This window comes from Pseudomonas sp. XP1 (assembly GCF_053557675.1).
In genome coordinates, this window is record NZ_JBNRIJ010000014.1 from 59215 (window position 1) to 69815 (window position 10601).

At 62.2% G+C, this 10601-nt stretch carries 10 protein-coding genes and 1 tRNA gene; 4 read left to right on the forward strand and 7 right to left on the reverse strand.

Going from position 1 to position 10601, the window contains the following annotated elements:
• From ACK1U9_RS14575 to queA, 6 genes are all read right to left on the reverse strand, one after another.
• Positions 1-507: glycine zipper 2TM domain-containing protein (locus ACK1U9_RS14575; protein ID WP_449109976.1), on the reverse strand; the 507-nt coding region annotated here is incomplete at its 3' end.
• Between the two features lie 119 nt (positions 508-626).
• A complete protein-coding gene (gene secF, locus ACK1U9_RS14580) occupies positions 627-1535 on the reverse strand; it encodes a protein translocase subunit SecF (protein WP_046615814.1) in 909 nt (302 codons plus the stop codon).
• Between the two features lie 10 nt (positions 1536-1545).
• A complete protein-coding gene (secD, locus tag ACK1U9_RS14585; RefSeq protein ID WP_046615815.1) occupies positions 1546-3408 on the reverse strand; it encodes a protein translocase subunit SecD in 1863 nt (620 codons plus the stop codon).
• Between the two features lie 64 nt (positions 3409-3472).
• Positions 3473-3808, reverse strand: a complete 336-nt coding sequence (gene yajC / locus ACK1U9_RS14590) for a preprotein translocase subunit YajC (RefSeq protein WP_003259111.1) — start codon at positions 3806-3808, stop codon at positions 3473-3475.
• Positions 3809-3850: 42 nt separating this feature from the next.
• Entirely contained in the window at positions 3851-4966 is a 1116-nt protein-coding gene (gene tgt, locus ACK1U9_RS14595) for a tRNA guanosine(34) transglycosylase Tgt (protein ID WP_013971009.1), read from the reverse strand.
• Between the two features lie 14 nt (positions 4967-4980).
• Positions 4981-6030, reverse strand: a complete 1050-nt coding sequence (gene queA / locus ACK1U9_RS14600; protein ID WP_085600669.1) for a tRNA preQ1(34) S-adenosylmethionine ribosyltransferase-isomerase QueA — start codon at positions 6028-6030, stop codon at positions 4981-4983.
• Positions 6031-6137: 107 nt separating this feature from the next.
• On the opposite strand from queA, the gene ACK1U9_RS14605 reads away from it, so the two are divergent.
• Positions 6138-6222 (forward strand) — tRNA-Leu (locus ACK1U9_RS14605).
• Positions 6223-6270: 48 nt separating this feature from the next.
• Here ACK1U9_RS14605 and ACK1U9_RS14610 read toward each other — a convergent pair.
• Positions 6271-7176, reverse strand: a complete 906-nt coding sequence (locus tag ACK1U9_RS14610) for a LysR family transcriptional regulator (RefSeq protein WP_108480923.1) — start codon at positions 7174-7176, stop codon at positions 6271-6273.
• Positions 7177-7283: 107 nt separating this feature from the next.
• On the opposite strand from ACK1U9_RS14610, the gene ACK1U9_RS14615 reads away from it, so the two are divergent.
• From ACK1U9_RS14615 to ACK1U9_RS14625, 3 genes are all read left to right on the forward strand, one after another.
• Positions 7284-8555, forward strand: coding sequence for a D-amino acid dehydrogenase (locus ACK1U9_RS14615; RefSeq protein ID WP_108480922.1), 1272 nt, complete (start codon positions 7284-7286; stop codon positions 8553-8555).
• A 27-nt stretch (positions 8556-8582) separates the two neighbouring features.
• Entirely contained in the window at positions 8583-9485 is a 903-nt protein-coding gene (locus ACK1U9_RS14620) for a transporter substrate-binding domain-containing protein (protein WP_085600675.1), read from the forward strand.
• 200 nt (positions 9486-9685) lie between these two features.
• Entirely contained in the window at positions 9686-10573 is an 888-nt protein-coding gene (locus tag ACK1U9_RS14625) for a bestrophin family protein (RefSeq protein ID WP_108480921.1), read from the forward strand.
• Positions 10574-10601: the final 28 nt, after the last annotated feature.

Below are 10601 nucleotides of genomic sequence, written 5' to 3' on the forward strand. Positions count from 1 at the left end.
CTTGTCCAGCGGAATGGTCGACCCGGGCTCGTGATCCATCTTCACCTGCCCCACCTTGTCGCCAATGGTGTACTTCACGTTGTAGCCCACCACTTTCTCGCTGATGTCGTTGACCGTATTGCAGCGGGTTTGCGTGGTAGTGTAGGTGTCACGCTCCTGCATGCCCTCCTGCACCTTGTTACCGGCATAACCACCACCGACCGCACCGGCCACGGTGGCGATCTTCTTGCCGCTACCACCACCGATCTGGTTACCCAGCAGGCCACCGGCAATGGCGCCCACCACGGTACCGGCGATCTGGTGCTGGTCCTTGACCGGCGCCTGCCGTGTCACGGCGACGTCCTTGCAGACCTCACGGGGGGTTTTTACCTGTTGTTTGATCGGTTGCACGTCGGTGACCTGTGCATATTCAGGCCCCTTGTTGACCAAGCTGTAGGTCGCGACAGCACCTCCGGCAGTCACACCGACAGCACCCAGTACCGCACCCACAAGCATTGATTTGTTCACATGAACCTCCTGATCATAACCCGCGGGTCCGACCCGCCTTCTCCCAGCCTTGGAGTAAAAAAAAAGGCGCGAGTTCAACACTCACGCCTTTTGGGCCGCCAAACGGCATGGAGTACGCCTTACGGACGGTCGTCCACACCGTCGGTCTTGGCCGGCGGGATCAGGTCTTCACTGCTCAGGTTCAGCCAGATCAGCACCACGTTGGCGATATAGATCGACGAATAGGTACCGGCCATGACGCCGATGAACAGGGCCAGCGAGAAGCCGAACAGGTTGTCGCCACCGAAGAACAGCAGCGCGGCAATGGCCAACAAGGTGGAAACCGAAGTGGCGATGGTACGCAGCAGGGTCTGGGTGGTGGAAACGTTGATGTTCTCGATCAGCGAGGCCTTGCGCATGACGCGGAAGTTTTCGCGCACCCGGTCAAACACGACGATGGTGTCGTTCAGCGAGTAGCCAATGATCGCCAGCACCGCCGCCAGTACCGTCAGGTCGAAGGTGATCTGGAAGAACGACAGGATACCCAGGGTCACCACCACGTCGTGGATCAGCGAGACGATCGCACCCACGGCGAACTTCCACTGGAAGCGGAATGCCAGGTAGATGAGGATGCCGCCCAAGGCCAGGAGCATACCCATGCCGCCCTGGTCACGCAGCTCTTCACCCACCTGCGGGCCAACGAACTCGACACGCTTGACCTTGGCCGGGTTGTCGCCGCCAGCCTTCTGCAGGGCCTCGGCAACCTTGTTGCCCAGCTGCGGGTCATCGCCCGGCATGCGCACCAGCAGGTCGGTGGTGGCGCCGAAGCTCTGCACCACCGCCTCGTTGAAGCCGGAATTGACCAGCTCGGCACGCACCGCCTTGAGATCGGCCGGGCGCTCGTAGGTCAGCTCGATCAGCGTACCGCCGGTGAAGTCCAGGCCGAAGTTAAGGCCCTTCTGCCACCAGCTGAACAGCGCCAGCACGGTGAGGAGCACGGTAACGGCGAACGCGACATTGCGCACGCCCATGAAGTTGATGGTTTTCATCGCAGCTCCCTCAAACCCACAGCTTCTTGATGTCACGCCCGCCGCAGGTCAGGTTGACCATTGCACGGGTCACCATGACGGCGGTGAACATCGAGGTGAAAATCCCGAGGGACATGGTGACCGCAAAGCCTTTGACCGGGCCGGTACCCATGGCGAACAGGATGCCGCCGACCAGCAGGCTGGTCAGGTTGGCGTCGATGATCGCGGTATAGGCGCGATTGAAGCCTTCGTGAATGGCGCGCTGCACCGACATGCCAGCGTTCAGCTCTTCGCGGATACGCGAGAAGATCAGCACGTTGGCGTCCACCGCCATACCCATGGTCAACACGATACCGGCAATACCCGGAAGGGTCAGAGTTGCGCCCAGCAGCGACATCAGCGCCAGCAGCAGGACCATGTTGCCTGCAAGTGCAATGGTGGCGATCACACCGAAGGCGCGGTAGATGGCGATGATGAACAGCGAGACGAACAGCATGCCCCACAGCGACGCATCGATACCCTTGGTGATGTTGTCAGCACCCAGGCTTGGGCCGATGGTGCGTTCTTCAGCGAAGTACATTGGCGCAGCCAGGCCACCGGCACGCAGCAGCAGGGCCAGTTCGGACGATTCGCCCTGGCCGTTCAGGCCGGTGATGCGGAACTGGCTGCCCAGCGGCGACTGGATGGTCGCCAGGCTGATGATCTTCTTCTCTTCCTGGAAGCTCTGTACGGCAACGTCCTTCTCGACGCCGTCGACGGTCTGCTTGACGTAGCGGGTGACCGGCTTCTGCTCGATGAAGATCACCGCCATGCTGCGACCGACGTTGCTGCGGGTAGCGCGAGTCATCAGCTCGCCACCGTGGCCATCCAGGCGGATGTTCACCTGCGGGCGACCTTGCTCGTCGAAGCTGGCCTGGGCGTCGGTCACCTGGTCACCGGTGATGATCAGGCCGCGCTCGACCGCGGCGGAACGGCCACCTTCACGGAACTCGAACACTTCGGTAGTGGCCTTGGACGCGCCCGGTTCGGCACCGAAGCGGAACTCCAGGTTGGCGGTTTTACCCAGGATGCGCTTGGCTTCGGCAGTGTCCTGCACGCCTGGCAGCTCGACCACGATGCGGTTGGCGCCCTGGCGCTGTACCAGCGGCTCGGCTACACCCAGCTCGTTGACCCGGTTGCGGACGGTAGTGAGGTTCTGCTTGATCGAGTATTCGCGGATCTCGGCGACTTTCGCCTGGGTCAGCGCCAGACGCAGCACGGCGAGCTCGTTGCGCTCGGTGGTGGTCAGGTCGAAGTCGTTGAAATTCTTGCGGATCAGGGCACGGGCCTGTTCGCGGGTAGCATCGTCAGCGAAGCCCAGCATGATACCGCCATCCTGCTGAGGCAGGCTGCGGTAGCGGATGCGCTCTTTGCGCAGCAAGGTCTTGACCTCGCCTTCGTAGACTTTCATGCGGGCGTTCATGGCCTTGTCCATGTCCACTTCCAGCAGGAAGTGCACACCACCGGACAGGTCCAGGCCCAGCTTCATCGGGCTTGCGCCCAGGTTGCGCAGCCATTGCGGGGTAGTCTGGGCCAGGTTCAGGGCCACGACGTAATCATCGCCCAGTGCCTTGCGCACTACATCCTTGGCTGGCAGCTGGTCTTCCTGATTGGTCAGGCGGATCAGCCCGCTGCCCTTCTCACCCAGGCTAGCGCCCTTCACGGCGATCTTGGCATCGCCCAGCGCCTTGCTGACGCGGTCGAGGTCAGCCTGGTTCACCTGCAGCGCCGAACTGGCACCACTGATCTGTACCGCCGGATCATCCGGGTAGAGGTTGGGAGCGGAATAAATAAAACCGATCGCCAGTACCAGCACGATCAGTGCGTATTTCCACAGAGGGTATTTGTTCAGCATCACGCCGCCCGTTCAAGACGCGGGGCGCTTTGCGCGCCCCGACTGGAAAAATGAAACCGGTAACTCAGATAGCCTTGAGCGTACCTTTTGGCAGGGTGGCCGCGATGGCACCCTTCTGGAACTTCAGCTCGACGTTGTCGGAAACTTCCAGTACCACGAAATCATCGGAAACCTTGACGATCTTGCCGGCGATGCCGCCGTTGGTGACAACTTCGTCACCCTTCTGCAAGTTGCTCAGCAGGTTCTTCTGCTCTTTTGCACGCTTGGCCTGCGGGCGCCAGATCATCAGGTAGAAGATGACCAGGAAACCGACCAGGAAAATCCACTCGAAGCCGGTACCGGCTGGGCCGGCGGCAGGTGCTGCGGCGTCCGCGTATGCGGCGGGGATCAAGAAGCTCATTGGGCACTCCTAATGTAATTTTCTAATAATGGATGCGGACAGTCAGTCCAAAGGCGGCACAGGAAGCCCGCGCTTGGCGTAGAAGGCGTCGACAAAGGCGGCCAATTTACCCTGTTGAATAGCCTCGCGTAAACCGGCCATCAAGCGCTGGTAATGGCGCAAGTTGTGGATGGTATTCAGCATGCTGCTCAGCATTTCGCCGCACTTGTCCAGGTGATGGAGATAGGCGCGGGAGAAGTTGGTGCAGGTGTAGCAGTCACAGGTCGGATCCAGCGGCGAATCATCGTGGCGATGGAACGCATTGCGGATCTTGATCACCCCTGTATCGACGAACAGATGACCGTTGCGCGCGTTACGCGTCGGCATCACGCAGTCGAACATGTCGACGCCGCGGCGCACACCCTCAACGAGATCTTCCGGTTTGCCTACCCCCATAAGGTAACGAGGTTTGTCAGCAGGCATCTGGCCTGGCAGATAATCCAGCACCTTGATCATTTCATGCTTGGGTTCGCCCACCGACAGGCCGCCGATGGCCAGGCCATCGAAGCCGATGTTTTCCAGGCCCTCCAGCGAGCGCATGCGCAGGTCCTGGTACATGCCGCCCTGGACGATACCGAACAGCGCCGCGGTGTTGTCGGCGTGGGCGTTCTTCGAGCGCTGGGCCCAGCGCAGCGACAGCTCCATGGACGCGCGCGCCACGTCGTGCTCCGCCGGGTACGGGGTGCACTCATCGAAGATCATCACCACGTCCGAGCCCAGGTCACGCTGAACCTGCATCGACTCTTCCGGGCCCATGAACACCTTGGCGCCATCGACCGGCGAGGCGAAGGTCACGCCCTCTTCCTTGATCTTGCGCATGGCGCCCAGGCTGAACACCTGGAAGCCACCGGAGTCGGTGAGGATCGGGCCTTTCCACTGCATGAAGTCGTGCAGGCCGTTGTGCTTCTTGATCACCTCGGTGCCCGGACGCAGCCACAGGTGGAAGGTGTTGCCCAGGATCATCTCGGCGCCGATGGCCTCGATGTCGCGCGGCAGCATGCCCTTGACGGTGCCATAGGTGCCCACCGGCATGAACGCCGGGGTTTCCACGGTGCCCCGTGGGAAGGTGATGCGGCCACGACGGGCCTTGCCGTCGGTGGCCAGCAGTTCGAAGGACATTCGACAGGTGCGACTCATGCTTGATCCTCGGGCCCGCGTGGCGCCGGATTGCGGGTGATGAACATGGCATCACCGTAACTGAAGAAGCGGTACCCCTGCTCGACCGCCGCCGCGTAGGCGGCCATGGTCTCGGGGTAGCCGGCGAAGGCCGAGACCAGCATCAGCAGCGTGGACTCCGGCAGGTGGAAATTGGTGACCAGCGCGTCGACCACATGGAACGGCCGGCCCGGGTAGATGAAGATGTCGGTGTCGCCGCTGAAGGCCTTGAGCACGCCATCGCGCGCGGCGCTCTCCAGCGAACGCACGCTGGTGGTGCCGACCGCGACCACCCGGCCACCACGGGCGCGGCAGGCCTCGATGGCATCGACCACATCCTGGCCCACTTCGAGCCACTCCTTATGCATGTGGTGGTCTTCGATCTTGTCGACCCGCACCGGCTGGAAGGTGCCCGCGCCCACGTGCAAGGTGACGAAAGCCCGCTCGACGCCCTTGGCGGCGATCTTTTCCAGCAGCGCTTCGTCGAAGTGCAGGCCTGCGGTGGGCGCGGCGACCGCACCGGCACGTTTGGCATACACGGTCTGATAGCGCTCACGGTCAGCGCCCTCGTCCGGGCGGTCGATGTAGGGCGGCAGCGGCATGTGGCCGACGCGGTCGAGCAGTGGCAGCACTTCTTCGGTGAAGCGCAGCTCGAAGAGCGTGTCATGGCGCGCGACCATTTCGGCCTCGCCGCCGCCATCGATGAGGATCACCGCGCCTTCCTTCGGCGCCTTGCTGGCACGGACATGGGCCAGCACCCGGTGGCTGTCGAGGACGCGCTCGACCAGCACTTCCAGCTTGCCGCCGGAAGCTTTCTGGCCGAACAGGCGCGCCGGAATCACCCGGGTGTTGTTGAACACCATCAGGTCACCCGGGCGCAGGTACTCGAGCAGGTCGGGGAATTGCCGGTGCGCCAGCGCGCCGGTTGGCCCATCGAGCACCAGCAGACGGCTGCCATGGCGCTCGGCCAACGGGTGGCGGGCGATCAGGGAATCGGGGAGTTCGAAGGAAAAATCGGCGACGCGCATGATAATGTTCGGTTCGGCAGGGCCGGGAAGTTTAGCCCAATGTGTGAAAATTGACCATGAAAGCCGATTGACCGACCAGCGGCGGCTCTCTATACTGCGCGCCACATGCCCTGATGGCGGAATTGGTAGACGCGGCGGATTCAAAATCCGTTTTCGAAAGGAGTGGGAGTTCGAGTCTCCCTCGGGGCACCAAGATCCGAAAAAACCGACCTTATGGTCGGTTTTTTTTTGCCCGTCCAGTCAGCACCAACGATCCAGCTGCCCCTGGGCACGGCTGCTGAAAATCGTCAGCAGCTCGCTCAGTGTATGCGCTGACGGTTCGGCAACGCGGGTCACCGCATACAAGGTGATCGGCAACGCCGGGGCCAGCGGACGAATAGCGGTCACCCCAGGCGCCGCGCCAAGGGCGGTGAAGGGGTCGATGACGGCCAGCCCAGCACCGGATTCGACCATCGCCCTGGCCAGTGAATAGGTCTGCACCGCAATGCTCACCCGTGGCGGCGGCTCCACCGCCTTGAGGTAGCTGTCGAGGCGCACCGACAGCGGGTCGGCGCTGGACAGCCCGATCAAGGGCGCATCGGCCAATGCCATCAACGACAGCGGCTTGCCTTCATCTTCTTGTGGCCAATAACCTGCCGGCGCCAACGCTACCAACACCCCGCTGGCCAGTGCCTGAGCCTTGAGCGCAGGGTGATCTGGCTGTTGCAGGGTCAGGGCGACGTCGATCTCCCGCATTAACAGGTTCTGCACCAGTTCGCGACTGTGGGCGCTGGACAGCTCGCAGGCGATTTCCGGGTACCGCTGGGTCCATTCATGAATGGCCGGCGGCAGCAGCGACAGTGCCAGTGTCGGGGTCGCACCGATCCGCAGGCTGTGGCCCGGCGCGCGACGCAGGCTTTGCGCCAGGCGTCGCACCCCTTGCAGGCTCTCCGTTACCTTGTCGACCTCACGCTCCAGCTCCAGCGCCTCGGGCGTGGGCTGAAGCTTGCCGCGCACCCGCAGGAACAACGGAAAGCCCAGTTGCTGCTCGGCGTGCTGCAGAACCTTGGTCACGGCAGGCTGGGAAACGTGCAGCAACTGTGCGGCACCGCTGACCGAGCCGGTCTGGCGGATGGCCTGGAAAATCTCGATATGGCGAAGGCGCATGGCAAGTCCATAACCTTTGTTTATGGCTCAGCGATCTTTATTCATTTTTCGCCACCTGTCACCTGGCCCTAACCTCAGCCTCGTTCCAACCACGACCAAGGACTGACATGGCTCAGCATGTATGCATCATTGGCGGTGGCGTCATTGGTTTGTCAACCGCTTACGCACTGGTACGCGACGGCTTTGATGTGACGCTGATCGAGGCTCGCGATTCGTTGGGCAGTGAAACCAGCTTCGCCAACGGCGGCCAGCTGTCCTATCGCTACGTGGCGCCCCTGGCCGACGCCGGCGTGCCATTGCAGGCCATTGGCTGGATGCTGCGCGGTGAATCGCCGCTGCGATTGCGCCCGCGCTTTGATCGTGCGCAGTGGCGCTGGATGGCAGCATTCCTTGGGGCTTGCCGCTCCTCGGTCAACCGCGCCAACGCCGGCCATCTGCTGCGCCTCGCCCTGCTGAGCCAGTCGACCTTGCAAGCCTGGCGTGAGGAGGACGGCCTGGGTGGTTTCAACTGGCGGCGCAACGGCAAGCTGGTCACCTTCCGCAAGGCCAGCAGCTTCGAGCATGCGCGCAAGAACCTTGCCGTGCCCCAGCAACAACAGGTGCTATCGCACGCCGACTGTGCCCGTCTGGACCCAGCGCTGATGGAGGCGCCCTTTGTCGGCGCCATCTATACCCCGGATGAAGAGGTCGGCGATTGCTACAGCTTTTGCCAGCAGCTGGCGGCGCGCTTGCAGGCGTCGGGACGCTGCAAGTTTCGTCTGGGCCAGGCGGTGTCCGGAATTCGCTATGCGCATGGCATGGTGAATGCGATTGAACTGGACGACGAAGTGCTGCCGGTGGAGCACCTGGTGATTGCGGCCGGCCATCGCAGTGCGTTGCTGGCACTGCCAGGCATCGACCTGCCGCTGTATCCGCTCAAGGGGTATAGCCTGACAGTACCGATCGGCGCCCAGCACCGGGCGCCGGACCTGAGCATCACCGACTACGACCGCAAGATCGTCTACGCCCGGATCGGTGAACAGTTGCGGGTGGCGGCGATGGTCGACATTGTCGGTTTCGATCCGGCGCTGGACCCCAAGCGCCTGGCCTTGCTCAGGCGCCAGGCCCGCGAGACCTTCGCCAATGCCGGTAATTATGACTACGCCATCGAATGGGCCGGCATGCGTCCGGCCACGCCTAGCGGCGTGCCGCTGCTGGGCGCAACGGCGTATCGCAACCTGTGGCTGAACCTTGGCCATGGTGCTCTGGGCTTTACCCTGGCCTGCGCCAGCGCACGTCTGCTGAGTGAACTGATCGGCCAGCGCCGCCCCTCCATCGACCTGCAGGGTTTCACCGCCCGTGCGGCTGGTGGAAATAGCCGTACTGCAGCATGTCTCTGACCCCCTCACCTACAACGGAGAATAACAATGCGAAAAATCACGTTGATCGGCTGCACCCTTGGCCTGTTGCTAGGCACCCAGGCCCATGCTGACGAAGCAGCGCTGGGGCCTACCCTGGGCAAGATTGCCAGAGCCAACAGCATCACCCTGGGCTATCGCGATGCTTCAGTACCGTTCTCTTATGTGGGCGACCACTCGGGACAACCCATGGGCTACTCGGTAGACCTGGCCAACAAGATCGTCGAGCGGGTAAAGCAGAAGCTGGCATTGCCCCAGCTCAGGGTGAAATACAACCTGGTGACATCGCAAACCCGCATTCCGCTGGTGCAGAACGGTACCGTTGATCTGGAGTGCGGCTCGACCGGCGTCACCGCAGAGCGCCAGAAACAGGTGGCGTTTTCCTATGGGTTCATCTATGTCAAAGGCCAGTTGCTGACGGCCAAGGACAGCGGGATCAAGAGTTTCGCCGACCTGCGCGGCAAGAATGTGGTGACTACCGCAGGCACCACCAACGAACGCTACCTGAAAAGCTACAACGTCGATAACAAGATGAACATGTACGTGATCAGCGCCAAGGACCATGGTGAGGCCTTCCAGATGTTGCAGTCCGGTCGGGCGGCGGCGTTCTACATGGACGATGCATTGCTCTACGGCGAACGCGCCAAGGCCCGCGACCCGCACAATTGGGTGGTGGTCGGGGAAGAGCAATCACGGGAAATCTACAGCTGCATGGTGCGCAAGGATGACCCGCAGTTCCTCGCCCTGGTGAACGCGTCGCTGGGCGAGCTGTACAGCTCAGGGGAAATCAACGGGATCTACCAGCGCTGGTTCGAACAGCCGATTCCGCCTAAAGGCCTGAACCTGGAGTTCCCGATGACCAGCGAACTCAAGGCCATCTTTGCCAAGCCGGTGAGTGATCCGGTGCAATAGTTTCTGCTCGGCGTCCACCTCCGTATGGATCACGGCGGCAGTGACCTGCAAGCGTCACTGCCAGACGTCGCTACTGGGTGAGCGCCGCACGCTCGGGCTTTCTGTGAACACGTCTGGTAACAACCCCTGACGAACCACACCGAACCATGCCCATCCCTCGACGTCCGATCCTGCATCACCCGCGCTTCGAGGTACCCCGCGTGAAAGACATCATCACCCGCAAGTACCGCCTGGTCGTGAAGACCGTCGGCTACATCGGCTGGTCGCTGTTCTGGCTGTTGATCTGGGATGTGCTGGTCACCATCGATTTCATGCTGTTCTTCAACAGCAAGTTCACCCTGCCGCTGATTCCGCTGACCTTGCTGGGCTCGGCGCTGGTGGTGCTGGTGAGCTTTCGCAACAGCAGCGCCTACAACCGCTGGTGGGAAGCGCGCACCTTGTGGGGGGCGTTGGTGAACAGTTCGCGCAGCTTCGCACGGCAGGCGCTGACCCTGATCGATGACCCGGAAGATGGCCTGAACCCGGTCAAGGCTACCCTGCTGCGCAGGCATATCGCCTATGTGAACTGCCTGGCGGCACACTTGAAGGGTGAGCGCTGCCCGGATGAACTGATGGCGTTCATCCCGCCTGCGGAATTCGAGCGGCGCAACCGCTCGAACAATTTCGCCAACGACATTTTGAGTGGTTCGGCGGCATTGCTGGCGCGTGAGTACCAGGCCGGGCGGCTGGACAGCATTCGCCTGGCAAGGCTGGAATCGACGCTGGTGGACCTGTCCAATGCCCAGGGTGGCATGGAACGGATCGCCAATACGCCGCTGCCCTACCCTTACGTGTACTTTCCGCGGCTGTTCATCACTCTGTTCTGCCTGATCGTACCGGTGGGGCTGGTGGAATCGCTGGGCTGGTTCACGCCGCTGGCTTCGACGGTGGTGGGCTTCATGCTGCTGGCCATCGAGCGGATCGGGACGGATTTGCAGAGCCCGTTCAGACTCAGTGAACACCAGATCCAGATGGACAGCATTTGCGAGACGATCGAACGCAACCTGGAGTCGATGCAGCGGGAGGCGCAGTGTGGGGAGTTGGCTTAGTGCCAGACCTCAACGGCCCTATCGCCGG